Source organism: Streptomyces sp. NA02950 (assembly GCF_013364155.1).
In the GTDB taxonomy this organism is placed as follows: domain Bacteria; phylum Actinomycetota; class Actinomycetes; order Streptomycetales; family Streptomycetaceae; genus Streptomyces.
The window spans coordinates 3,366,199-3,389,630 of the sequence record NZ_CP054916.1; the positions used below are offsets into that span (position 1 = coordinate 3,366,199).

The window sequence follows — 23,432 nt, forward strand, 5'->3', positions numbered from 1 at the left end:
CGACTCCTCGGGCATCTCAGCCCCCGCTGGCTTCTCGCTCATGCGCCCGTCCCCTCCGGCTCAGGTGCTCCGACCGGCTACAGATAGCCGAGTATCCAGCACCTCGGCCATCCGGAGTACGGTCTTCACGATCACAGCACTATCTCAGCCCGCAATCAGTTTCCGTCCCGGCTTTTGGTTAAGCGCTCAAGATCAGCGCTCCCCCTCACTCCTAACCGGGCAGAGCCAACTCGAACCACACCGTTTTTCCCGCGTGCCTGCGCCGGGTCCCCCAGCGCCGCGCCGTCCGGGCCACCAACTCCAGGCCACGGCCGCCTTCGTCCTCGGCTGAGGCGGTCCGCGCCCGCGGCGGATCGGCCAACGGATCCGACACTTCGACCATCAGTACGGATTCGGGCGTCGTATTTTCGCGGTGGGCGTACATACGCAGACCGATCGGACCGCTTGCGTACCGCAGCGAATTGGTGACCAGTTCGCTCACCAGGAGCACCGTGACATCGCTCATGGCGGACAGCCCCCACTCCTCCAGCACGGCCTGAACCCGGCAGCGGGCGGCACGCACCGCCCCCGGCTCGGCGGGGAAGACCCACTCGGCGAAGCCGGGCGCCGACCCGGCCCACCCTGTGCTGTCACTCACGCCGATCACTTCCCAGCCCCGGTGCAGCCTCCGCCGGAATGTATGGATTCAGGGAGGTTAATCAGCACATACCCGATATCCGGGGTGCCGTATCGTCCGGACGGGCCTCAGCGGGTGCGCGGAGGGGTGTGCTCGGCGGCGCGCAACAGGCGGACGGCCTGCGCCACCGCGGGACGGTCCTGGTCCAGCCAGTCGACCTCGTCCACCCGGTCGGGGGTGAGCCAGCGCAGCTCGTCGTGGTCCTGGAGCGGGCGGGGTTCACCGGAGCGCAGCCGCGCGGTCCACACCCGCAGCACATAACCCGGCTTCAGCGGCCATTCACCGGTCAGCGGCTCCAGCGGCTCGACCTCGACGCCGAGCTCCTCCCGCAGCTCACGGACCAGGGCCTGCGGCAGGGTCTCCCCGGGCTCGACCTTGCCGCCCGGAAGCTCCCAGCGGCCCGCGAGCTCCGGCGGGGCGCTGCGCCGGGCGGCCAGCAGCCGTCCCCGGTCGAACACCGCTCCTCCCACGACAACGCGCACACTCATGCGGCGAACCCTAGGCCCTGTCCGGCGGTGGATCTTGTCGGGCCCGCAACGCCTGGCACCGCGCTCCCGGCTACCGCTGGGAGGTGCCCCCCGCACCGGACGCCGCGGGCTGATCCTCGAAGATCCACCGGACAGGACCCAGGGGATTCGGGGAGTCGGGGAGGGGGAGTGGGGCGGGCTACTGGGCCTGCCGGGAAGCGGCTGTGCGCTCCACGACGTAGCGGTGCTCCGGCCCCTGGGCGTCGAGCCGGTCGGCCACCTCCTGGGCCTCCGACCGCGTGGCGTACCGGCCGACGCGGTAGCGGTTGCCGTTGTCGTCCTGGCGGATCACGAGCCATGGCAGTACGGCGTTGCCGTCACTCATCTCCCCGCCCCCTCCGTCACGGGGTCCCGCGGCGACGTCAGCCGCCGCGGGACCGTCAAGGAATTCCCGGTCCGCATATGCCCGAGCCTACGCCCAACCTTCACTCAGCGGATACGTGTTCTCACGTGGAGGCATGCATCCGGCCATGCGCCCGGGTGCGCTCAGACGCGGACCGGCGTCTTCTCCCGGTCCTCGTCCTTGTCGCCGCCCTTGTCATCGCCCTTGTCATCGCGCTTGTCATCGCCCTTGTCATCGTGCTCGTGGGACTCCCCGGCAGCGGCGGCGAACAGCTCCCGCTCCGTCTCCACCAGCGTCGGATTGCGCCATGCGCTGCGGACGCCCCAGACGTAGAAGGCCAGTCCGATCAGGGCGACGACCAGGATGTCCCAGCCCTCGGGCAGATAGCCGCGGCCACCGAAGTCCTTGCCGCCGGCCCATGAGACGGCCGCCATGACCAGCAGGTACGCCACCATCCAGGCGCCGGCCGCCAGATGCGGGCGCAGCTCGGCCCACGGCTTGCGCAGCTCGTACCAGGCCCAGACCGGCAGTCCGATCGCCATGATGAAGATCACCTTGCCGGTGAGCGGCCAGCGGGCCCAATAGAGCACCAGCGAGCCGAAGACCATCGCGATCGGGGCGATGACCGGCATCGCCCGCAGCTTGACCGGACGCGGCAGGTCCGGGGAGAGACGGCGGAGCGACATCACGGCGACCGGGCCGGTGATGTAGGAGATCACGGTGGCGACGGAGACGATCTCGGCCAGCGAGCCCCAGCCGCGGAAGACGGCGAGGAAGGCGAAGGCGATCCCCAGGTTGAGCAGCAGCGCCGGCCGCGGGATACCGGTCTTGGCGTCGACCTTGCCGAAGATCCCCGGCAGATGGCCGTTCTCCTGGACACCCTGGATCATCCGGGAGGTGGTGGCCGCGTAGATCATGCCGGTGCCGGACGGGGAGACGAAGGCGTCGGCGTAGAGCAGCAGCGCCAGCCAGTTCAGACCCCAGGCGAGGGAGAGATCGGCGAGCGGGGAGTTGTACGACAGGCCCGACCAGCCGCCGTCCGCCAGGTCGGCCGCCGGGACGGCGGTCAGGAAGGCGATCTGGAGGGCGACGTAGATCACCAGGGCGATCAGGATGGAGCTGATGACGGCCTTGGGGAGCGACTTGCCGGGGTTGCGCGCCTCGCCCGCCATGTTCAGCGGGGACTGGAAGCCGTTGTAGGCCCAGACGATGCCGGAGACGGCGACCGCGGTGAACACCGAGCTCCAGCCGTTGGGGGTGAAACCGCCGTTGCCGGTGACGTTGCCGGTGTCGAAGTGCGACAGCAGCAGGGCGCCCGCGGTCAGGGCCGGGACGACCAGCTTGAAGACGGTGATCGCGGTGTTGGTCTTCGCGAAGAGCGTGATCGCGAACCAGTTCAGGAAGAAGTAGAAGACCAGCAGCACGGACGCGAGGGCGACACCGCTGCCGGTCAGCTCCTTGCCGTCGTACAGCGCCTTGGCCCAGCCGAAGTCCCAGGAGCTCATGTACTGGACCGAGGCGGTGGCCTCACCGGGGATCACGGAGACGATCGCGATCCAGTTGGCCCAGGCGGCCAGATATCCGGCGAGCGAACCGTGCGAGTACTGGCCGTAGCGGACCATGCCGCCGGCCTTGGGGAACATCGAGCCGAGCTCGGAATAGGTCAGGGCGATGGTCAGCGCCACGGCGGCGCCGATCACCCAGGCCAGGATAGCGGCGGGACCGGCGAGCGCCGCGGCCCGCTCGGCGCCGAACAGCCACCCGGAGCCAATAATGGAACCGAGACCCACCGCGGTCAGGGCCACCGTACCCAGCGACCTTTTGTAATGCGTGTGGGCTCCTTGTTCAGTGCTCAACGCCCTGACGCTCCTTTCGACCCCCATACCTGTACCTCATGCAAACGGGCGTCATCGTACAAGCGAATTGAAGGGGCACCGCACGGGTTTGAGCTGATCTTGAGCTCCGGGCCGCTCATGTGATGTGCGCAACACATCGTCGCAGGTCAACGGCTGGTAAAGCCCGTGGGAAGCAGAGGGAAGCGTCACTGAACGGCCCCTTCGCAAAATCTCCACGGATCGCTCTCGGAAACTCTTTGACCCCCGGGCGGTCCTGTATAACCCGCAAAGGAAACGAGGGCTCTTGATGAATGTTCGTGCCCAGCCATCTCAAATGAACCGCGATGGTTGAGTGACGCGAGTTGAGTCCGATGTGCCGGGCTGTGAGCCACAATCGTGCGGCTCAAATCTACCTCAAATTCAGTTGAGCTCACATCGAGCTCAAAGCTGCCTGCGATAAACCGAGTTGGACTCGGAGGGAGACCGGTGGGACGGCACCGCTCAACTCGGCGGCGGCCGCGGTCACTTCATGGGCGGGTGGTCACCTCACCGGCAGGTGGTACGCGACCCGATAGCGCTCCGCCAGCACCACCACATCCGCCGTCTCGACCGGGCGCCCACCCGCGCGGTACGTACGGGAGACGACGAGCACCACATGGCCCGGCACCCCGCCGAGCGCCAGCACCTCCTCCGCCTGCCCGGGGCGCGCGGCGACCTCCTCCGTCACGTTGTCCACCACCAGGTCGAGCGCGGCCATCCGCGCGACCACCCCACACCCGGCCAACGGGCCCTCCTCGGGCAGCATCACCGGAGTCCGGCCGGTGATCGCGAGCGGCTCCCAGGAGGTGGAGAGCATCACCGTCTCCCCTCCCGACCGGAAGAGATAGCGGGTGCGCATCACCCGGTCACCGGGCTCGATCCCCAGCCGCTCGGCGATCTCCCGTCCGGCCGCCTCCCGCTCGCTCACGCCATCCCAGGTGCCCATGATCCGGTCGTCGGCCTGCTCCTGCCGGAACAGGGAGGAATCGCCCGCGCCGCGGTAGCCGGTGCGGGCGAGCAGCCGGGGCACGGGCTGGGCGCGCACATAGGTGCCCGAGCCGGAGCGGCCCTCCACCAGACCCTCGGCCATCAGCACCTTGCGGGCCTCGAGGGCGACGGTGTCGGAGACCCCGTACTCCTCGCGGATCCTGGCCTGGGAGGGGAGACGGGCGTGGGGTGGCAGCTCGCCCGCGGCGATCTTCTTGCGGAGGTCGTCGGCGACGCGGAGATATGCGGGCTGGTCACCAAAGGCCACGTGCGCTCCCGGCGGTTGACAGTCGGCAACAGCTTGGCAACCGAGGGTTGTCGATTGCAACTAAGGGCCAGAGCTTCACCAGAAGTGGTGAACGGCAGCTCAGAGACGTTTACTTCGACAATGCCCCGTACAGCCGGTTTCATTGGCGATCACCAGCTCACCTGACCAAGGAGCAGCCCGTGTCCGCTCGACCCCATTCCCGCGCCCTCGTCGGCGCCCTCACCATCGTGCTGTGCGCGGCCTGCACCGGAGGCGCCGGGGCGCGGGAGGCCGACGGGGGAACCCACGGCGCCCGCCCGGGCTCCGCGGGCGTCGGCGACGCCCTCTTCCCTAAGCTGGGCAACGGCGGCTACGACGTCACCGGCTACCGCCTGGACCTGGACTACACACCCGACTCCAACCGTCTGAAGGGCACCGCCCGGATCACCGCCCGGGCCACCAGCGCGCTCAGCTCCTTCCACCTCGACCTCGCCGGGCTGCACGTGCGCAGGACCACGGTGAACGGACGGGCGGCCGAAGCCGAGCGCCGGGGCACGGAACTGGTGCTCACCCCCGCCGGCACCCTCCCCAAGGGCCGTACCTTCACCACCACCGTGGTCTACGACGGCAGGCCGAAGACCATCACCGACCCGGACGGATCCAAGGAGGGGTGGATCCAGACGGACGACGGAGCGGTGGGGCTCGGCGAACCGACCGGCTCCATGGCCTGGTTCCCCGGCAACAACCACCCCTCCGACAAGGCCGCCTACGACATCACCGTGACCGTGCCCAAGGGCCTGACCGCTGTCTCCAACGGTGAGTTGAAACGGCGCGAGAACCGCGGCGGCCGGACCGCCTTCCACTGGCACAACGGTGAGCCCATGGCAAGCTACCTGGCCACCGTCGCCGTGGGGGACTTCGACGTCCACACCACGACCACCAACGGTGAACTCCCCCAGTACGTCGCCGTCGACCCCGACGAGGCCGAGGGCTCCACGAGGGTCCCCGACCAGGTCACCGAGGTGACGGAGTGGGAGAGCCGGACCTTCGGCCGCTACCCCTTCTCCTCCACCGGCGCCATCGTCGACCACCTCCCCGACCTCGAATACGCCCTGGAGACCCAGACCAAGCCGTACTTCGCCGACGCGCCGGACGAGCAACTCCTCGTCCATGAACTGGCCCACCAGTGGTTCGGCAACTCGGTCACCCCGCGCGCCTGGAAGGACATGTGGCTCAACGAGGGGTTCGCCACCTATGCCGAGTGGCTGTGGGAGGAGGACCACGACGGCCGTACCGCCGACCGGATCTTCCGCGACTTCTACGACGGCACCGACGACGAGAGCGGCGGCATCTGGGACTTCCCGCCCGCCGACCCGCCCAGCGCGGCGAAGATCTCGGACGCACCGGTCTACGGGCGCGGCGCGATGGTGCTGCACAAGCTGCGCCAGGCCGTCGGCGACAAGGCCTTCTTCACCATCCTGCGCACCTGGGTCAAGGAGCATCGCCACGCCAACGCCGACACCCGGCAGTTCATCGCGCTGTCCGAGCGGATCTCGGGCAAGGACCTCGGGAAGCTCTTCGACGTCTGGCTGTACGGCAAGGGCAAGCCGAACAAGCCCTGAGCCCCCGAGGCTCAGCGGCCGCGCAGCGCCCCCGCCGTGACACCCGTGCGTTCCCGCAGCAGCACCCGCAGGGTGTTGGCGTGCTCGTAGCCGACCTTGCGGGCGATGGCCTCCAGGGACAGATCGGTGGTGCGCAGCAGATGCGAGGCCCGCTCCACCCGGAGGTCCTGGACGAAGCGCACCGGTGAGGTGCCGAGGGTGCGGCGGACGGTGCGCTGGAGGGTGCGTTCGCTGACGCCGAGCGAGCGCGCGGCGTCGGCGACGCTCAGCGGTTCCTCCAGACGCTGCCGGACCCAGCGCTCGAATCCGGCGACCACCGGGTCGCTCTGGGCGAGGGCGCTGGGAATGGTGTACGCCGACTGCGAGGGCCGCTCGTCCACCACCAGATAGCGGGCGACGAGGTCGGCCAGCGCGGGGCTGGTCATCCGGACCACCGCGAGGGCGAGATCCACATGACCGAAGGCCGCCCCGGCGGTGATCACTCCGTCCGACGCGGACACCATCCGCGTCTCGTCGACCGTGACCCCGGGATACCGCTTGCGGAAGACCGGCGCCAGCCACCAGCTGGTGGTCGCCCGCCGCCCCTCCAGCACGCCCGACTCGGCCAGCAGGAACGTCCCCGTGCACGCCGAGGCCACGGGGGCGCCCCGCTCCCGGGTCCGGGCCACCAGACCCCGTACCTGCGCCGACCGCTCCCCGGAGACATGGGCGAGCAGCGCCTCCGGCCGCCGCTCGGCCAGCGCCGGTACCAGCAGCAGATCCGCGTCCGCCGCCTCGGCCACCGGCGCGGTGGTCACCACCAACCCGGCCCCGGTGCGTACCCGGCGGCGGAAGCCCACGGTGGTGACCCGCCAGGCGGGCGGCGGCTCCGGCAGTTCCTCCCGCATCGCGTTGGCGCCCGCGAGCACGTCGAGGGCGGCCGCGAGTCCGGAGTCGAAGCAGCCGTCGTAGGCCAGCACCGCGATGTCCATGACGGAAACGGTATCGGAGCCGTCGTTTACGACACTGGGAGACGATGCGTCCCCGGACCTAGCGTGCGTTCTCACCACCCCGACCAGCGAGAACGGACGCACCACCGATGACGCACTCCCTCACCGCGCGCACCCGCACCCACACCTGGGCTCTTCCGGCCCCCGACGCCGAGGACGCCCACCGCTCGGGCCTGGAACTGCTCCAGCAGGCCCTGGACGGACACCGGCCCGCGGCGCCGATCTGCTCCACCCTCGGCTTCCGGCTGGTCGACGCCGCCGAGGGGCGCGCGGTCTTCGAGGGCGAGCCCGGGGAGCACCTGCTCAACCCGATGGGCTCCGTCCACGGCGGCTTCCTGGCCACCCTGCTCGACTCGGCGCTCGGCAGCGCCGTCCTGACGACCCTGCCCGCCGGACGCCTCTACACCACCGTCCAACTGGGGGTGCATCTGGTGCGTCCGGTCTTCGCGGACACCCCGCCGCTGCGCTGCGAGGGTACGGTCCTGCACGCGGGCCGGACGACCGCCACCGCCGAGGCGCGGGTCACCGGCGCCGCCGACGGCAAGCTGTACGCGCACGCCACCACCACCTGCGCCGTCATCGGCGGACCGCAGGGCGGCTGACGGAGCGGGGAAGGAACGCACACCATGCCCAGGACGACCGTGGTCAACCTCAAGGGCCACCGCGACGACCCGGCGTACGCGGATGTGGTCTACGTCGGCCGGTCCATGCACCGCGGCGGCTGGCACCTGGACGCCTCTCCGCTGGCAAGCCCGTACCGCCCCGGCCCGGACGGCACCCGCGAGGAGGTCCTCGAGAAGTACCGCGCCCACCTCCTCGGCCGCCCCGACCTGCTGGCGCTCCTGCCCGACCTGCGCGGCCGCCGCCTCGGCTGCTGGTGCGTCCCGCAGCCGTGCCACGCGGAAGTCATCGCGGAACTGGCCGACCAGGGGGCCGGCCCGTCCGCCGATACCGGGCCGACATTGCAGCACTAATGGGCATCCACTCCTTCCGACGGAAATCTGTGCATTCTGTTTGGTAGGGGACCAGGCCGCGAACGGCTGCGGCCCTGGCGAGCGAGGGAAACATGTTCCACTTGAGCGCGCCGATCGTGATCACGTTCGTCGTCTATGTGGCTGCCATGATCGGCGTGGGTGTCTGGGGGTACACCCGCACCCACACCTTCGCCGACTTCGCCCTGGGCGGCCGTCGGCTCAGGGCGCTGGTCGCCGCCCTCTCCGCGGGGGCCAGCGACATGTCCGGCTGGCTGTTCCTTGCCCTCCCCGGGGCCGTGTACGCGGCCGGCCTCGGCGCCAGCTGGATCGCCATCGGGCTCGCCATCGGCACCTACCTCAACTGGCTCTTCGTCGCGCCCCGGCTGCGCACCTACACCGAGCGCGCCGGTAACGCCGTGAGCCTGTCGGCCTACCTGGAGGAGCGGTTCGAGGACCGCACCCGGATGCTGCGGATCGTCTCGGCGGCCGTCACCATCGTGTTCTTCACCGTCTACGTCGCCAGTGGTCTGGTGGCCGGCGGGTTGCTGTTCGAGCACGTCTTCAACGTCAACTTCGAGCTCGCGGTGACCCTGACCGCCCTGGTGATCATGGTCTACTCGTGCCTCGGCGGTTTCCTGGCCGTGAGCACCACACATGTCGTGCAGGCCACGCTGATGTTCCTGGCGCTGCTCGTGCTCCCGGTGGTCGGTATCACGGCGCTCGGGGGCTTCGGGGCGCTGGACAACGCCCTCAGCGACAAGACACCGGCCCTGCTCGAGCTGGGGTCCAGGGCCAGTTTCGCCGACGGCCGGTGGTCGGCGGGCGGTGCGCTCAGTGCCGTCTCCGTCATCTCGCTGCTCGCCTGGGGCCTCGGGTACTTCGGCCAGCCGCACCTGCTGGCCCGGTTCATGGGCATCCGCAGCACCCGTGCCATTCCCGCGGCCCGGCGCGTGGGAACGGGCTGGGTGCTCGTCGTGCTCGCCGGCGCCACGCTCGTCGGCCTCGTGGGAATCGGGCAGCTCAACACCCCGCTCGACAATCCGGAGACCGTGTTCATCGCACTGAGCGAGACACTGTTCAGCAGTCCCTGGATCGCCGGGGCGATGCTGATCGCCATCCTGGCCGCGATCATGTCGACTGCGGACAGCCAGCTTCTGGTGTCGTCGGTCGCCCTCACCGAGGACTTCTACCACGCGTTTCTCAGCCGACGGGCCCCGGACAAGGCACTGGTGACGGTCGGTCGCGGAGCCGTGGTGCTGGTGATCCTGGTCGCCTATGTGATCGCGCTCAAGGGTGGCGGGTTGCTGAACATCGTCGCCTATGCCTGGGCGGGCTTCGGCGCCGCCTTCGGTCCGGTCGTCCTCCTCTCCCTGTACTGGCCGCGTATGACCTGGGCGGGAGCCATGGCCGGCATCGTTTCGGGGGCGGCCACGGTGCTTCTCTGGAAGAAGATCAATCCGCTGCTCGGGCCGCTCGAGTCCGGCATCTACGAGATGGTCCCGGGCGTGCTGGTCGCCACGGTCGCCGCGCTGGTCTTCGGCAGATGGGTGGGCCGACCACCGGAACGTGCCTTCTGGCGCCTGCCGGGGGGCGGGGTGAGCCAGCTGATGCTCGAGCCGTTCCTCGCCCACGCACCGGTCGGTGTGGCCATCCTGGACACGGATCTGCGGTACGTCTGGGTGAACAACGTACTGGGGCGCCTGATCCCCCTCGAGCGACGGCTGGGGCGGCAGGTGAAAGAGGTGCTGCCGAGACTGGAAGCGGAGGCGTTCGAGGAGAAGATGCAGACGGTCCTGCGGACCGGGGCCCCGGTGATGGACCACGAGTTCCGCGGCCCCAGTTACGCCGATCCCAACCGGGAGCGCGCCTACTCGGCCTCCTTCTTCGGTATGCAGGACCGCCACGGTCGTCACGTGGGCATCTGGTACATGGTCATCGATGTGACCGAGCGCTGGCGGGCCCAGGAACGCCTGGCCCTGCTGAACGACGCGGGCGCCCGGATCGGCAGCACGCTGGATGTGATGCTGACCGCACAGGAACTGGCCGACGACGCCGTGCCGTCACTCGCCGACTTCGTCGCCGTCGACCTGCTGGACTCGGTCATCAGAGGCGAGGAACCGGCCCCCGGACCGGTCGACACCACTCCCCTCATGCGTCGCGCGGGGCAGCAGTCGGTGCGTGAGGGCTGTCCGGAGGCGAGTCTGGCCGTGGGTGAAGCGGTCCAGCGTTCCCCCTCGTCGCCCGTGGCCCGCTGCCTGCTGGAGAGCAGGACCTTGGTGGAACCGATCCTCGACCCCTCCCGCAGTGCGTGGGTGGCCGAGGACCCGTCGCAGGCCGCCGTCATCCGCGAGTTCAAGTTCCGCTCGGTGATGGTGGTACCGGTGCAAGCCCGCGGTGTCTCACTGGGCGCGGCGACGTTCGTCCGGTCCCGGCGTCTGGGTCCCTTCGAAGCGGACGATGTGCGTCTCGCCGAGGAGATCGTCTCGCGTGCGGCGGTGTGCATCGACAACGCGCGCCGCTTCACCCGTGAGCGCACCGCGGCCCGTTCGATGCAGAGCAGCCTGCTGCCGCGGGAGCTGGCAGGGGGATCCGCTCTGGAGGTGGCGTCGTGGTACTTCCCGGCGGACGCGCCCAGCGGTGTGGGTGGTGACTGGTTCGACGTGATCCCGCTCTCCGGGGCCCGGGTCGCGCTGGTCGTCGGAGACGTGGTCGGGCACGGAATCGATGCCGCGGCGACCATGGGGCGGCTCCGCACGGCAGTGCGTACGCTCGCCAACCTGGATCTGCCCCCCGATGAACTGCTGGCCCACCTGGACGACCTGGTCATCGGCCTCATGGAGACGCCCAGCGGCGATGAGCCGGCGGCGGCCGGGGACGAGAGCGTGGGCGCCGCGTTCCTGGGAGCCACCTGCCTGTACGCCGTGTACGACCCGGTCGGCGGGCAGTGCACGCTGGCCCGGGCCGGTCACCTCCCGCCCGTGATCGTCGGCCCCGACGGCGCCGTCGACTTCCTGGACCTGCCCGCCGGACCACCGCTCGGCCTCGGGGCCCTGCCCTTCGAGTCCGTCGAGCTGGAGCTTGCCGAGGGCAGCCTGATCGCGCTCTACACCGACGGCCTCATCGAAACCTGCGACCGGGACATCGGCGTAGGACTCTCCCGCTTGAGCGACACCCTCGCGGTACCCGGACCGACACTGCGGGAGACCGGCGACGACGTGGTCAACGCCCTGCTGACCGGTCTGCCGTCCGACGACGCCGCCCTGCTCCTCGCCCGGACCCATGTCCTGGGCTCGAACCAGGTGGCCTCCTGGGACCTGCCCGTCGACCCGGCCGCCGTCGCGCACGCCCGCGCGGTCGCCGGCCGGCAGCTGTCGGAGTGGGGCATGGAGGATCTGACGTTCACCATGGAGCTGATCGTCAGCGAACTGGTCACCAACGCCATCCGCCATGCGACCGGACCGATCGGCCTCCGCCTGATCCGGGACCGTTCCCTGATCTGCGAGGTCTCCGACGCCAGCAGCACCTCCCCGCGCCTGCGCCACGCCCGGACCACGGACGAGGGCGGGCGGGGGCTGCTGATCGTCGCACAGCTCACCGGACGATGGGGCACTCGCTACACCAGGACCGGCAAGATCCTCTGGACCGAACAGCCCCTACCCGCCGACATGGTGACGTGACGCCGGCACCTCAGGGATGCGGCCTGCACGTCGGCCAGGTTCAGGGGACGGACGGTCATTCCCCGCTGCCCGGCCGAAGAACGGGCGCCCCGTACGACTGCAGTGCCTCCATAACCGATGTATCGCTGCCGACCAGCAGCGGAAGCACGGGCTTGGAAGAGAGGTGACGGCCCCGGACAGCGGAGTGCGCCCTCGAATTCCTGATCCTGCTCGACCAGCCAGGGCACCTCGTGATTCACCGCAATGCCGGGTGAGTCATCGGGTACCGCGAGAGCCGGCGAGCGCAGGGCTGTGGAGGAAGCGCAGAGGGGCCCGACTCCGAAGAGTCGGACCCCATCTGACCTGCATATTTGTCAGGCCACCTAGGTGGTGATGCTTCACCCGCTCACACGTTTTAGCGGAACTCATGACCCGTTCCGCTGACCTGCACCGGAGACACCAGGCCCCCTCTGACCTGGAATTACTACGGTTGGTGATGTTGGTTGGAGTTGAGCCCGTTCGAAGATCCTGCGGACTCCTTGCGGACCGCGCGGACAGACGGGCCGGGGCCGGGCGTCGCCCCGTGCCCTGCCGTCGGGCGACGCCTTGATCCGAACTCCCGATCTGCTCGCGGCCGTCCTCAAGGCTCTCGACATTCCGCACCCCGCGACCGTGGGCGACGTCGATCGGCACGATCGGGTGCTCGCCGACCGCGCCATACACGCCGTAATCGCCCTGCGCTCCGTCGTCGAGGCCGGCGGCGAACCGTTGCTCGGCCTCGAGTGGACGACCGAGTACCTGCGCGAGCAGCTCGCCAAAACCCCTGCGACGGGCTACGTCGCGTGGGGTGAGCGGTAAGCGCCCAGCCAACGAGCGCCCCGACTCGCGGGGGAGGGTGCGAGTCGGGGCGTTCGCATTACGAGGCTGCCGGGGCGCGCGTAGGGGAACGCAGCACCGCAGCGGCCTGTCTTCTGGTCAGCGCAGGGCCTTCATGACGCGGCTGCGCAGCGCCTCATCCGCGAGGGTTTCGGCATCGCGCCACGCTGCGGCCGTAACCTCCTCGGTCTGGAGTTCGCCGACATCGGCCGAGGTCCGGAAGAGGAACCGAAAGTCGACGTGCTGGTGCTCGGGCTCGCCCTTGGCATCGTTCGCCGGGATGGGATGCACATCGATGTGGAGCGGGCGCAGCCCTGCCGGGACGACGACTGACGCGGGGATGCCGGTCTCCTCCGTGAGCTCGCGCTGCGCCGCGTCGACGAGCCGGGCGTCATCGGCCTCGAGGTGTCCGCCAGGCAGCAACCAGCGGTCGAGAGCCAGATGCCGGATGAGGAGCACGCGGCCGGCGGGGTCGGCGAGGATCGCACCCGCCGTGGCGTGCCCCCGGAACTCCTTCCGCGAGGTCAGGTCAACCGCGGCGTCCAGAAGGTCGAGGATGGGCGCCAGCGTCCCTTTCTCATCGGGGTGAGCGTCGAGGTAGTTGTCGACGGTCTCACGGATGTGCTCGGCCGTGATGGGCACGGGCAGGTCTCCTATCGGTTGAAGTAGTCGAGCCACGTCGCCGCGATGGCTGCGCGGTCGGTCGGGCTGATCTCGTGCATACCGGGGCCCAGCTCGCCGCGGGCGAGTATGGCGGAAGCCGCGAGTATCTCGGCCTGCACGAGGAAGATGAACGGTCCCACGCTGGCGCCGTGCAGGAAGTTGACGGCGTTACCGCCATTGAGCAGGTAGAAGTAGTGGCCGGTCGTCAGGTACCGGGTGACGTGCTCGCCGATGTGGGCACGCTCGTAGATGTCCGGCAGGCCGTTGAGCTCGAGCTCGTCCTCGCTGCTGGTCACGGTCGCCACGTACGCACCGTTGCGCAGCCGCGGGAAGTCCTCGCCGCGCAACGCCAGCGAACCGGTCGCGCACAGTACGAGCCCGGCGTCCTTGAGACCGCTCGCGCGGTCGCGGGCCACCGTGAAGCCCTGCGAGAGGGCCTGTGTGCGGCGCACGGGGTCGATGTCGTAGACGGTCACCCGTACGCCCTTGGCATGCAACAGGCGGGCGATGGAGCCGCCCAGCTTGCCGAAGCCGATCACGAGCGCGGTACGGCCGTGCAGGATGTCGCCGCGGCTGCGCATCAGGGCCTCGGTGGAAAACACCACGGACTGCCCGACGAGGAAGTCCTCGGGGTCCTTCAGCGGCGAGCGGGCCACGGAGACGACCGGGCAGGGCAGCTTGTCGCGCTCGGCGTACCGCTTGTGCCCGTTCTCGGTGTCCTCGACCACGCCCAGGACGCGACCCGAAAAGCGATCGCACAGCGCGTCGAGGGCCGGGGCGAAGTACCCGCCGACGTCGAGCAGCGCGACCGGGCGGCCGGCGGCGCGCGCCTCGACGTACCGCACGGCGCGTTCGGGGTCGGCGAACATCTCGCGCGTCAGCCTGTCGCACGCGTGCCCGTCGGCCTCGATCTGGTGCCGGGCCTCGGCCTGTACGGACTTCGGCTTGGGCAGTACAGCCCGCAGGTCGGTCACGCTCGCCACGCCCCGCACGAACGCCGGGCGCTCCGGCAACAGGTGCGTGATCAGGAAGGATGCGGGGCGTTCCTGGGGAGCGAACCGCGTAGCGATGCGCCCGAAGTAGGCGTCAAGACGAGCACGTTCGAAGGTTTCCATTCTGCCTCTCCTCCCTTGCGACGATCACGGGTTGTGCTGAGTCGATCTGTGGTTGCTCAAGGGCGCGGCGCAGGGCCTCGGGGGCGGTGAGCCTCTCGTCGTCGGGCAACTCGCACCATCCGCCGAACCACTCGTCGCAGCGGTACGGGTTCGGGGCGACGAGCCATGAGCCCTTGCACAGCAGCCGCGCCGGCAAGCCGTCCCACGCGCCTCGGCTGCCGGTTGGAACGGCGAAGTAGAGGCGTTCGCCCGGACGGTCGTAGAGCACCGGGCCGAGCCGCTCCTCGGCCGTTCTGAGCCGTGCGAGCGCGAGGAATCCGGCATCGGCGGACACCCGTACGACGTCCCATGCGTGGCCGATCGCAAGCAAGTGCACACCGGGGACGTCCTCGACGAGCGGCGCGGCGCGCAGCGCCTCCCGCAGGGACATCAGACGCCCCCTTTCCGCCGGGCCACAGGGCCAGCGTCGACGGGGCGCAGATCGCCGTGCCTCGGCTTGGCGGAGCGGACCACGATCAGGCGCGCGTTCGTCTGGGCTATCTGCCGTTCGCGCTCCACAACGATGCGTTTCGGCCCGAGGTGGCTACGAGCGGGCAGGACAACGCCGTACGTGTCCGGCAGCGCGAGGACGTCGAGCAACCCCACGAAAGCCGCCGACCGTACCTCGGCGATCGTTCCCCACTCGGTGAAGAGGCCGCACAGCGTCAGCTCGTGTTGTCGGCAGTATTCGACGAGGGAGTCGGCAAGGGCAGCATGCCGGGCCTCGCTGCTCGTGCGACGCAAGTAGCCATACACATGGGGGCCGTTCACGGGTCGTTGCTCTGTGATCTGTTCCATGGCTCGAGCGTCGTGGCGGACCAACGGCCTCGAAATGACCGGTCGTTGCACTTCCGTTGCACTTCCGGACCGCAGCCACCACGCAGCGTGCTTCCATACGTGACAAGAGGGAGGCAGCCCGTGATCAGCGTGCAGCAGTGGACCGGCCGCGAAGCGAGCGCCCTGCGCGCTGCGCTCCGGATGAGTACGCGCACATTCGCTGAGCACCTGGGCGTCGCTCTGCGCACCGTGGCGAAGTGGGAGAAGCTCGGTGCGGACACCGTTCCCCGGCCGGATACGCAGGCCATCCTCGACACGGCGCTCGCACATGCTGACATGTTGGCGCGAGGCCGTTTCGAGGCGCTGCTCTCCCGTTCCATGGACGGCCGGGCAGGGCGCAGCCCAGTTCGCTCAGCGGACTACGAGACATGGACGGAGGACCTCGACCGCGCCATCGTGTGTCTGAGTCGTCAGAACTTCTCGTTCGCCTCACACCTGTTAAACCGCTGGCTCGGCAGCCACAACCCGCGTGCGCTCGACGACAAGGGCCTGTACCTCTACGGCCGGTCGCTCGTCCTCCTCGGCGACCTGCAACGGGACCAGGGCGCGACCCTCGGCCCCCTCTCTGCACACCACTCGTACAACACCGCACGCAGCCTGTTCGCCGAGCTCGACATCCCTCGCCGGGTCGCGCAGATCGAGCTGTCGCTCGCCGTGGTCGACGAAATGTCCGGGAAGCTCGAGATGTCTGCCCGACAGTACGAGCGGCTGGCGACCGACGAGCGGCTGAGCGGGCGCGACCGCGCCCGAGCCCGGCTGTGGGTGGGCACGGCGCTCAGCAAGAACGGCAACAACGGCTACGCGGTCAAGGTGATGGCGGCCGCCAACCACGCTTTTGAGGATCTCGCGGAACCCGAGGACTGGTCTGTCGCTCACCAGAAGATCGCCCTCGCCTACCGCGGGGCCGGCGACCTTACGCGAGCACTCCAGTACATCGACATCGCACGCTCTACCGGTACGGTCGACTCCCCCATGCAGCATGTGCGTCTGGACACCGCACACGGGCACATCCTTCTGTCCGACCCCGCCACCCGAGATGATGGGCTTTCCGTCCTCGACGACGCGGCGCAGGTGGCGAGGCAATACGGATTGAGCCACCAGCTTCGCAGCATCGAGGGCATCCGGCGGTCCTGCGATGGCCCGTCGGCTGTCCTGTCGAGGTAAGTGACCAGCGAGGATGAACCAGGGAGTATCAGTGCCGGACCGCGAGCAGCACGAGATCACCGATGCGCAGTGGCACGACGCCAAGCTGATTTGGGCCTACCACCAGATGGGGCACGAGCCGCGCCCCTGCTCGGCAGCGATCTGCCTCGGCAGCCACGATCTCGGAGCCGCGACGTTCGCGGCCAAGCAGTACCACGCCGGTCTGTTCCCCGTGCTCGTGTTCAGCGGCGGCAACAGTCCGACCACGGCAGCCCTCTACCCTCGCGGCGAGGCCGTGCACTTCCGTGAGCACGCGCTCGACCTGGGCGTACCCGACGACGCGATCCTCCTCGAGCCCAACGCCGGGAACACCGGGCAGAACATCGCGTTCTCGCGTGAGGTCCTGAGTGGGGCCGGCGTCGAGGTCGAGTCCGTGATGCTGATCGCCATGCCGTACATGGAGCGGCGCGCCTATGCGACGTGCCGCAAGGTGTGGCCCGAGGTCGAGGCTGTGTGTGCTTCCGATCCTCTGGACTTCGCCGATTACGTGAAGAGCATCGGCGACGAGAAGTTGGTCATCGACACGATGGTCGGCGACCTGCAACGAGTGATCGAGTACCCGAAGTTGGGCTTCGCCATCGAGCAGGAAGTACCCGATGATGTCCATGCCGCCTACGAGCGCCTCTTGCGCGCCGGATTCGACACCCGACTCCTCAAGTCCTGAGCCGCCTGCACTGCCGGGCGCGGTGTGCGCCATCCATCAGCCGAACCTGTTCCCGCGGCTGTCCACGCTGGCGAAACTGTACGCGGCCGACCGGTGGATCGTCCTCGACGACGTGCAGTTCGCGCGACGGGACTATCAGCACCGCGCCCGACTGGCCAGCTTGAGAGAGCCCCGCGCCCGACAGTGGCTGTCGTTGTCCACGCACCTCCCCCGAGGACGCTCGACCTTGATCCTCGAGGCGCGCCTCGCCGAGCCCCTCAGATGCCGGCGCCGGGTTGCCGCGCTCGTCCGCCAGCACTACGGCCGTAGCCACCACTGGCACGCCGTACAGGAGGTCCTCGAGCCCGTTCTCGATCGCTTCGGGCGACCGACCACACAGCGGACGTCACCGAGGCTTCCGCCCTCGCCCTGTTGTCGTCGTTGGGCTGGCGCGGCGAGGTCCTGCGCAGCAGCGCTCTACCGGCCCGCGACGGGCGCTCGCAACGCCTCGCCGACCTCGCCGCGGCGACGGGCAGCACGGTCTACCTCTGCGGTACGGGGGGAATGCGATACCTCGAGGTCGAGCCGTTCGCCGAACGCCGCATCGCTGTTGTGCCCTTCCGCACCCCTGCCGTTGCCCCCGTCTGGCAGTTCGCCCGCGAAGTCAGTGCGCTGTGGGCGCTCGCGTCCATCGGGCCGAGCAGCCTTGCTGAGGCCCTGCGCAGCGTGGCCTCAGCACAGCAAGGCGCAGCCGAGCCGCACGCATAGGGCCAGCCGCTATAACGCAGCGGTAGGAACAGCGGGGGCAGGAGCGACTGCGGCCAATCGCCCTCCCCTGCACACAGCGAAAAGCTCCGGCAACTCAGCATGCTCGAACTGCAAGATGGCTTGCGGTACAGGCTCCGCGTTGCAGAGCGCACGGCGTGTGGAATCTTTCGAGACCAGCCGGGGTGACGGGGCGGTCCGCCCCGGTGCCGCGTCGGCAGGTTGTGCCGCTCACCGTGGAACAGGTCAACGCGCACACCAACGCGGCGATAACCTTGAACACGTACAGCCATTGGTTCCCGGACTCCGAGGAGCGGACCAGGCAGGCCGTCGACAAGGCGTTTCAAGATCATGGGGAGCCTGCGCGGAGCGAAAAGGCCCGCTAACCGCTCCAGTGCAGGTCAGCGGGCCCTTCCGTTGATCAATCACACATTGAAGCGGAACTCCACGACATCCCCGTCGCGCATCACGTAGTCCTTGCCCTCCATACGGGCCTTGCCCGCCGCGCGGGCGTCGGCGACGGAGCCGGTCGCGACGAGTTCCTCGAAGGAGATGACCTCGGCCTTGATGAAGCCCTTCTGGAAGTCGGTGTGGATCACACCGGCGGCCTCGGGGGCCGTGGCGCCCTTCTTGATGGTCCAGGCGCGGGACTCCTTGGGGCCTGCCGTCAGGTAGGTCTGGAGGCCCAGGGTGTTGAAGCCGACGCGGGCGAGGGTGGCCAGGCCCGGCTCGTCCTGGCCGACGGACTGGAGGAGCTCCAGGGCCTCGTCGTCGTCGAGCTCGGCGAGGTCGGCCTCCAGCTTGGCGTTGAGGAAGATCGCCTCGGCCGGGGCGACCAGGGCGCGCTGCTCGGCCTTGAAGGAGTCGTCGGTCAGCTCGTCCTCGTCGACGTTGAAGACGTACAGGAAGGGCTTGGTGGTCAGCAGGTGCAGCTCGTGGAGGACGGCGGCGCGCTCGCTGCCCTGGACGATGCCCGCGGAGAAGAGGGTGCGGCCCTCCTCGAGGATGGCCTTGGCTTCCTCGACCGCCGTGACCTGCGCCTGCTTGTCCTTCTGGATCCGGGACTCCTTGACCAGGCGGGGCAGCACCTTCTCGATGGTCTGGAGATCGGCGAGGATCAGCTCGGTGTTGATCGTCTCGATATCGCTCTTGGGCGAGATCCTGCCGTCGACGTGGACGACGTTCTCGTCCTTGAAGGCGCGGATGACCTGGCAGATCGCATCGGACTCACGGATGTTCGCCAGGAACTTGTTGCCCAGGCCCTCGCCCTCCGAGGCGCCCTTCACGATCCCGGCGATGTCGACGAAGTCGACGGTGGCGGGCAGTTTGCGGGCGGAGCCGAAGAGCTCGGCGAGCTTGTCGAGCCGGGGGTCCGGGACGCCGACGACACCGACGTTGGGCTCGATGGTGGCGAACGGGTAGTTGGCCGCGAGCACGTCGTTCTTGGTCAGGGCGTTGAACAGGGTCGACTTGCCGACATTGGGCAGACCGACGATTCCGATCGTGAGCGACACGTTGGCGACTTCCCGTAGCTTCCCGTAGCGGGGATGTGGTGACAGGGACGTGGCCCCTGACGGGGGCCGGTCCACCAGTCTACGGGGCCGCTTCCGATCACCCACCCGGGCCGACAATCGGTCGAACACACTGCCAAGGTCCTGCGAAGGGCGTGTCCAAGGGCGGATTACCGCCCTCCGGCAACCTACGTTGGTCGGGTGGAGCACTACAGCACACGTACGCCCCGCCGGACGGCCGCCCCGCCGCCCCGCCCGGCCGCGGACGACACGTATACGGGCCGAGGCGGCAGGGGGCCGGGCAGGAGCGGCGCGGACCGGGCGTCACGTCCGGCGCGGGCGCCCGCCCGGCGGGCCGGACCGCTCGCCGCCGCCGCCACGGCGCTCTCCGGCCTGCGCGGCCGCGGACTGAGCTGGCCGAACCCCCGGCTCACCGGGCTCGGCACCGGATTGCTGACCACGCTGATCATGCTGGGCTTCGGCTGTCTGGACGCGTTACTCTTCTCCGGCTCACCCGCTGTGTACAGCTGGTTCTTCCTGTTCGCCTGCGCGGCCTGCGCCATGTGGGTACGCCCGGCCGATCTTCTGGCGGGACCGGTGACGGTGCCGCTCGCGTTCACGGCCGGGCTGCTGCCGATCAACGACGGCGGCGACGGGTTCGGCAGCCAGGCGGTCGGTGTGTTCACCGTGCTCTCGCTGCACGCGGGGTGGCTCTACTCCGGGACGCTGCTGACCGTGCTGATCGTGCTGGTGCGCCGGGCGACCCTGGTCAGCCAGCGCCGTCGGCAGCGGCCGAGGCGGCCGACGCGGCCATCGCGGCCCCCACGATCCCCGCATTGTTCTGGAGCTGCGCAGGCACGATCTCGGCTCTGATGTCCCCGATCAGCGGCAGGAACTTGTGGGCCTTGCGGCTCACCCCGCCGCCGATCACGAACAGCTCGGGCGAGAACAGCATCTCCAGATGGGCCAGGTACTTCCGCAGCCGCTGCGCCCAGTGCTCCCAGCTGAGGTCGTGGTCCTCCTTGACCTTGGTCGAGGCGCGCTTCTCCGCCTCGTGGCCGTGCAGCTCCAGATGGCCCAGCTCGGTGTTGGGCACCAGCGTGCCGCCGGTGAAGACCGCGCTGCCGATGCCGGTGCCCAGGGTGAGCAGGATGACCGTGCCCCGACGCCCCTGACCCGCGCCGAAGGTCATCTCCGCGACCCCGGCGGCGTCCGCGTCATTGAGCACGGTGACCGGGCAGCCCAGCCGCTCGCGGAGCAGCGAGGCCAGATCGGTGCCGATCCAGCTCTTGTCGACATTGGCGGCGGTACGGGTCGTGCCGTCCGTCACCACCCCGGGAAAGGTCACCCCGACCGGCCGCCCGGACCAGTCGAAGTGCCGGACGACCTCCACCACCCCGTCCACGACCGCCTCGGGGGTGGCCGGATGCGGGGTGAGCACCTTGTGGCGCTCCTCGGCCAGATCGCCGCGGTCCAGGTCCACCGGCGCGCCCTTGATACCGGACCCGCCGATGTCCACCCCGAACAGCCGCGCCATGGCACCGCCCCCGGCGGTCACCGCTCCGCGCCACCCGTCGAGGAGCCGCCCGTCGAGGTGGCCGCGGCCTCGGCCCGCAGATCACGGCGCAGCTCCTTGGGGAGCGAGAAGGTCAGGCTCTCCTCCATGGGCTGGACGACCTCGACATCGCCGAAGCCGCGCTCGGCCAGCCACTCCAGGACGCCCTCGACGAGCACGTCCGGCACCGAGGCACCCGAGGTCACCCCGACCGTGGACACACCCTCGAGCCATGCCTCGTCGATCTCGCTCGCGTAGTCCACGAGGTGACCGGCCTTGGCACCGGCGCCGAGGGCGACCTCGACCAGCCGCACCGAGTTGGAGGAGTTCTTGGAGCCGACGACGATGACGAGGTCGGACTCGGCGGCGACCTGCTTCACCGCGGTCTGGCGGTTCTGGGTGGCGTAGCAGATGTCGTCGCTGGGCGGGCTGATCAGCCGCGGGAAGCGCTCCTTGAGCGCGTCCACCGTCTCCATGGTCTCGTCCACCGACAGGGTGGTCTGGGAGAGCCAGACGACCTTGGACTCGTCGCGGACCTCGACGTTCTCCACATCGCCCGGGCCGTCGACCAGCGTGATGTGGTCGGGCGCCTCACCGCTGGTCCCGATGACCTCCTCATGGCCCTCGTGACCGATCAGGAGGATGTCGTAGTCCTCCTTGGCGAACCGGACGGCCTCCTTGTGGACCTTGGTCACCAGGGGGCAGGTGGCGTCGATGGTGGCCAGCTGCCGCTGCTTGGCCTCCTCGTGGACGACCGGCGCGACACCGTGGGCCGAGAAGATCACGATCGACCCCTCGGGCACCTCCTCCGTCTCGTCGACGAAGATCGCGCCCTTCTTCTCCAGGGTCTGCACGACGTACTTGTTGTGGACGATCTCTTTGCGCACATAGATCGGCGCGCCGTACTGCTCCAGGGCCTTCTCGACGGCGATCACGGCACGGTCGACACCGGCGCAGTAGCCACGCGGGGCGGCGAGCAGGACCCGGCGGGCGGAGGTTGCAGTCATGAGTCCCATCGTAGGGGCGACGACCCACCGTCCTGTCAGCGGCGGCCGATACGCTCGCGGTCATGGCTGTCAACACGTCCGCGGAGGAGCCGATCCCGGTCGGCGAGGTGTCCCGGCTGATCGGGGGATGGATCGACCGGCTGGGGGCGGTGTGGGTGGAGGGGCAGATCACCCAGCTCTCCCGGCGTCCCGGGGCGGGGGTGGTGTTCCTGACGCTGCGCGACCCCAGTTACGACATCTCGCTCACCGTCACCTGCTTCCGGGCCGTCTTCGACCGGATCGCGGACACGGTCTCCGAGGGCGCGCGCGTGGTGGTACACGCCAAGCCGGAGTGGTACGCCCCGCGCGGTCAGCTGTCCCTGCGGGCCGCCGAGATCCGCCCGGTGGGGGTCGGGGAGCTGCTGGCGCGGCTGGAGCAGCTGAAGAAGGCGCTGGCGGCCGAGGGGCTGTTCGCCGCCGACCGCAAGAAGCGGCTGCCGTTCCTCCCCCAGCTGATAGGGCTGGTGTGCGGGCGGGCCTCGGCCGCCGAGCGGGACGTGCTGGAGAACGCCCGGCTGCGCTGGCCCGCCGTCCGCTTCGAGGTGCGCAATGTGGCGGTGCAGGGCGTGCATGCGGTGCCGCAGGTGATCGAGGCGGTCAAGGAGCTGGACGCGCTGCCCGAGGTGGATGTGATCGTCGTGGCGCGCGGCGGCGGCAGTGTGGAGGACCTGCTGCCGTTCTCGGACGAACAGCTGGTACGGGCGGTGGCCGCGTGCCGTACGCCGGTGGTGTCCGCGATCGGCCATGAGCCGGACTCCCCACTGCTGGACCTGGTGGCCGATCTGCGGGCGTCCACTCCCACCGACGCGGCGAAGAAGATCGTCCCGGATGTGGGCGAGGAGCTGCTGCGGATCCAGCAGCTGCGGGAGCGCGCGCTGCGCAGTGTCCACGGGCTGCTGGACCGGGAGGAGCGGGGGCTCTCGGTGGCGCTGGCCCGGCCGTGTCTTCAGCAGCCCCGGCGGATGGTGGACGAGCGCGAGGAGCAGATCGCCGCGGTGCTCGAGCGCGGCCGCCGCTGTCTGGGCCATCTGCTGGACCGGGCCGAATCCGAGTTGGCGCACACCCGGGCCCGGGTGGTGGCCCTCTCCCCCGCCGCCACCCTGCGCCGCGGCTATGCGGTGCTCCAGCACGCCGACGGTTCGGTGGTGCGGTCGGCGGACGAGGTGGCGCGGGACGAGGAGCTGAGGGCGCGGGTGGCGGAAGGCGAGTTCGCGGTCCGGGCGCTCGGCGGGCCTTCGGCGGAGGGCGGCTGAGGCGGAGGGCGGCTGACCGGACGGCCCGTCC

23 protein-coding genes and 1 pseudogene are annotated in these 23,432 nt (G+C 69.6%); 11 read left to right on the forward strand and 13 right to left on the reverse strand.

Annotated features, from left to right (window positions below):
* Positions 1–211 precede the first annotated feature (211 nt).
* From HUT19_RS14225 to HUT19_RS14245, 5 genes are all read right to left on the reverse strand, one after another.
* Positions 212–646, reverse strand: a complete 435-nt coding sequence (locus tag HUT19_RS14225; protein WP_176180842.1) for an ATP-binding protein — start codon at positions 644–646, stop codon at positions 212–214.
* 98 nt (positions 647–744) lie between these two features.
* Positions 745–1,164 carry a (deoxy)nucleoside triphosphate pyrophosphohydrolase gene (locus tag HUT19_RS14230; RefSeq protein WP_176180843.1) on the reverse strand — a complete coding sequence of 140 codons (420 nt, stop codon included), beginning with the start codon at positions 1,162–1,164 and terminating at the stop codon, positions 745–747.
* Between the two features lie 178 nt (positions 1,165–1,342).
* Positions 1,343–1,528, reverse strand: a complete 186-nt coding sequence (locus HUT19_RS14235) for an SPOR domain-containing protein (protein ID WP_176180844.1) — start codon at positions 1,526–1,528, stop codon at positions 1,343–1,345.
* 161 nt (positions 1,529–1,689) lie between these two features.
* Entirely contained in the window at positions 1,690–3,402 is a 1,713-nt protein-coding gene (locus HUT19_RS14240; RefSeq protein ID WP_176180845.1) for an APC family permease, read from the reverse strand.
* Between the two features lie 520 nt (positions 3,403–3,922).
* Positions 3,923–4,675: a GntR family transcriptional regulator gene (locus tag HUT19_RS14245; protein ID WP_176180846.1), complete on the reverse strand. Its 753-nt coding sequence runs from the start codon at positions 4,673–4,675 to the stop codon at positions 3,923–3,925.
* 179 nt (positions 4,676–4,854) lie between these two features.
* Here HUT19_RS14245 and HUT19_RS14250 point away from each other — a divergent pair, with 179 nt between their 5' ends.
* Positions 4,855–6,276, forward strand: coding sequence for a M1 family metallopeptidase (locus HUT19_RS14250; protein WP_254885568.1), 1,422 nt, complete (start codon positions 4,855–4,857; stop codon positions 6,274–6,276).
* Positions 6,277–6,287: 11 nt separating this feature from the next.
* On the opposite strand, the gene HUT19_RS14255 is transcribed toward HUT19_RS14250, so the two are convergent.
* The gene (locus tag HUT19_RS14255) at positions 6,288–7,247 is read right to left on the reverse strand and encodes a GlxA family transcriptional regulator (RefSeq protein ID WP_176180848.1); all 960 of its coding nucleotides are present in this window, start codon (positions 7,245–7,247) and stop codon (positions 6,288–6,290) included.
* 107 nt (positions 7,248–7,354) lie between these two features.
* Between HUT19_RS14255 and HUT19_RS14260 the strand changes: the two genes are divergently transcribed.
* The 4 genes from HUT19_RS14260 to HUT19_RS14275 all read left to right on the forward strand — a co-directional run bounded on the left by HUT19_RS14260 (position 7,355) and on the right by HUT19_RS14275 (position 12,753).
* A complete protein-coding gene (locus HUT19_RS14260) occupies positions 7,355–7,867 on the forward strand; it encodes a PaaI family thioesterase (RefSeq protein WP_176180849.1) in 513 nt (170 codons plus the stop codon).
* 24 nt (positions 7,868–7,891) lie between these two features.
* The gene (locus HUT19_RS14265) at positions 7,892–8,239 is read left to right on the forward strand and encodes a DUF4326 domain-containing protein (RefSeq protein WP_176180850.1); all 348 of its coding nucleotides are present in this window, start codon (positions 7,892–7,894) and stop codon (positions 8,237–8,239) included.
* A 92-nt stretch (positions 8,240–8,331) separates the two neighbouring features.
* Positions 8,332–11,916, forward strand: coding sequence for a sodium/proline symporter PutP (gene putP / locus HUT19_RS44270; protein WP_176180851.1), 3,585 nt, complete (start codon positions 8,332–8,334; stop codon positions 11,914–11,916).
* Positions 11,917–12,501: 585 nt separating this feature from the next.
* On the forward strand, positions 12,502–12,753 hold the full coding sequence (locus tag HUT19_RS14275) for a hypothetical protein (RefSeq protein ID WP_176180852.1): 252 nt from the start codon (positions 12,502–12,504) through the stop codon (positions 12,751–12,753).
* A gap of 117 nt (positions 12,754–12,870) precedes the next feature.
* On the opposite strand, the gene HUT19_RS14280 is transcribed toward HUT19_RS14275, so the two are convergent.
* From HUT19_RS14280 to HUT19_RS14295, 4 genes are read right to left on the reverse strand one after another with little or no spacing between them, the layout of a single operon-like run.
* Complete coding sequence (locus tag HUT19_RS14280) at positions 12,871–13,413, reverse strand: NUDIX hydrolase (RefSeq protein WP_176180853.1); 543 nt, start codon at positions 13,411–13,413, stop codon at positions 12,871–12,873.
* 11 nt (positions 13,414–13,424) lie between these two features.
* On the reverse strand, positions 13,425–14,549 hold the full coding sequence (locus HUT19_RS14285; protein WP_176180854.1) for an adenosylhomocysteinase: 1,125 nt from the start codon (positions 14,547–14,549) through the stop codon (positions 13,425–13,427).
* Positions 14,521–14,979 (reverse strand): hypothetical protein, encoded by a 459-nt coding sequence (locus tag HUT19_RS14290; protein WP_176180855.1) that lies wholly within the window; start codon positions 14,977–14,979, stop codon positions 14,521–14,523. Before HUT19_RS14290 ends, HUT19_RS14285 begins: the two co-directional genes overlap by 29 nt.
* Positions 14,979–15,386, reverse strand: coding sequence for a hypothetical protein (locus HUT19_RS14295; protein ID WP_176180856.1), 408 nt, complete (start codon positions 15,384–15,386; stop codon positions 14,979–14,981). The genes HUT19_RS14290 and HUT19_RS14295 overlap by 1 nt, the downstream gene beginning before the upstream one ends.
* Positions 15,387–15,506: 120 nt before the next feature.
* Here HUT19_RS14295 and HUT19_RS14300 point away from each other — a divergent pair, with 120 nt between their 5' ends.
* The 4 genes and pseudogenes from HUT19_RS14300 (at position 15,507) to HUT19_RS44280 (ending at position 18,039) form a co-directional block, all read left to right on the forward strand.
* Entirely contained in the window at positions 15,507–16,589 is a 1,083-nt protein-coding gene (locus HUT19_RS14300) for a DNA-binding transcriptional regulator (RefSeq protein ID WP_176180857.1), read from the forward strand.
* Positions 16,590–16,602: 13 nt separating this feature from the next.
* Entirely contained in the window at positions 16,603–17,292 is a 690-nt protein-coding gene (locus HUT19_RS14305; protein WP_176180858.1) for a YdcF family protein, read from the forward strand.
* Positions 17,234–17,587 (forward strand): annotated as a pseudogene (locus HUT19_RS44275) (WbqC family protein); the annotation flags it as partial. The gene HUT19_RS14305 and the pseudogene HUT19_RS44275, both read left to right, overlap by 59 nt.
* Before the next feature lie 116 nt (positions 17,588–17,703).
* Positions 17,704–18,039, forward strand: a complete 336-nt coding sequence (locus HUT19_RS44280; RefSeq protein WP_368661693.1) for a WbqC family protein — start codon at positions 17,704–17,706, stop codon at positions 18,037–18,039.
* 422 nt (positions 18,040–18,461) lie between these two features.
* Here the strand turns inward: HUT19_RS44280 and ychF are convergent, their stop codons facing one another.
* A complete protein-coding gene (ychF, locus tag HUT19_RS14315) occupies positions 18,462–19,550 on the reverse strand; it encodes a redox-regulated ATPase YchF (RefSeq protein WP_176180859.1) in 1,089 nt (362 codons plus the stop codon).
* Positions 19,551–19,748: 198 nt separating this feature from the next.
* Here ychF and HUT19_RS14320 point away from each other — a divergent pair, with 198 nt between their 5' ends.
* Positions 19,749–20,420 (forward strand): DUF6542 domain-containing protein, encoded by a 672-nt coding sequence (locus HUT19_RS14320; protein WP_176180860.1) that lies wholly within the window; start codon positions 19,749–19,751, stop codon positions 20,418–20,420.
* On the opposite strand, the gene ppgK is transcribed toward HUT19_RS14320, so the two are convergent.
* Together ppgK and HUT19_RS14330 are read right to left on the reverse strand one after the other, a co-directional pair.
* Positions 20,317–21,084 (reverse strand): polyphosphate--glucose phosphotransferase, encoded by a 768-nt coding sequence (ppgK, locus tag HUT19_RS14325; protein WP_176186862.1) that lies wholly within the window; start codon positions 21,082–21,084, stop codon positions 20,317–20,319. The genes HUT19_RS14320 and ppgK overlap by 104 nt on opposite strands.
* A 17-nt stretch (positions 21,085–21,101) precedes the next feature.
* Positions 21,102–22,118 (reverse strand): 4-hydroxy-3-methylbut-2-enyl diphosphate reductase, encoded by a 1,017-nt coding sequence (locus tag HUT19_RS14330; protein WP_176180861.1) that lies wholly within the window; start codon positions 22,116–22,118, stop codon positions 21,102–21,104.
* A gap of 53 nt (positions 22,119–22,171) precedes the next feature.
* On the opposite strand from HUT19_RS14330, the gene xseA reads away from it, so the two are divergent.
* Positions 22,172–23,401, forward strand: coding sequence for an exodeoxyribonuclease VII large subunit (gene xseA, locus HUT19_RS14335; protein WP_176180862.1), 1,230 nt, complete (start codon positions 22,172–22,174; stop codon positions 23,399–23,401).
* The last annotated feature ends 31 nt before the right edge of the window (positions 23,402–23,432 follow it).

Bases quoted from the DNA above. Each gene is read 5' to 3' on its own strand.
- HUT19_RS14305 (WP_176180858.1), top strand. From the start codon at position 16,603: ATGAACCAGGGAGTATCAGTGCCGGACCGCGAGCAGCACGAGATCACC.
- HUT19_RS14230 (WP_176180843.1), bottom strand. From the start codon at position 1,164: ATGAGTGTGCGCGTTGTCGTGGGAGGAGCGGTGTTCGACCGGGGACGG.
- HUT19_RS14255 (WP_176180848.1), bottom strand. From the start codon at position 7,247: ATGGACATCGCGGTGCTGGCCTACGACGGCTGCTTCGACTCCGGACTC.
- HUT19_RS14290 (WP_176180855.1), bottom strand. From the start codon at position 14,979: ATGTCCCTGCGGGAGGCGCTGCGCGCCGCGCCGCTCGTCGAGGACGTC.
- HUT19_RS14330 (WP_176180861.1), bottom strand. From the start codon at position 22,118: ATGGGACTCATGACTGCAACCTCCGCCCGCCGGGTCCTGCTCGCCGCC.
- HUT19_RS14235 (WP_176180844.1), bottom strand. From the start codon at position 1,528: ATGAGTGACGGCAACGCCGTACTGCCATGGCTCGTGATCCGCCAGGAC.
- HUT19_RS14260 (WP_176180849.1), top strand. From the start codon at position 7,355: ATGACGCACTCCCTCACCGCGCGCACCCGCACCCACACCTGGGCTCTT.
- HUT19_RS14295 (WP_176180856.1), bottom strand. From the start codon at position 15,386: ATGGAACAGATCACAGAGCAACGACCCGTGAACGGCCCCCATGTGTAT.
- ppgK (WP_176186862.1), bottom strand. From the start codon at position 21,084: ATGGCGCGGCTGTTCGGGGTGGACATCGGCGGGTCCGGTATCAAGGGC.
- HUT19_RS14265 (WP_176180850.1), top strand. From the start codon at position 7,892: ATGCCCAGGACGACCGTGGTCAACCTCAAGGGCCACCGCGACGACCCG.
- HUT19_RS14285 (WP_176180854.1), bottom strand. From the start codon at position 14,549: ATGGAAACCTTCGAACGTGCTCGTCTTGACGCCTACTTCGGGCGCATC.
- putP (WP_176180851.1), top strand. From the start codon at position 8,332: ATGTTCCACTTGAGCGCGCCGATCGTGATCACGTTCGTCGTCTATGTG.
- xseA (WP_176180862.1), top strand. From the start codon at position 22,172: ATGGCTGTCAACACGTCCGCGGAGGAGCCGATCCCGGTCGGCGAGGTG.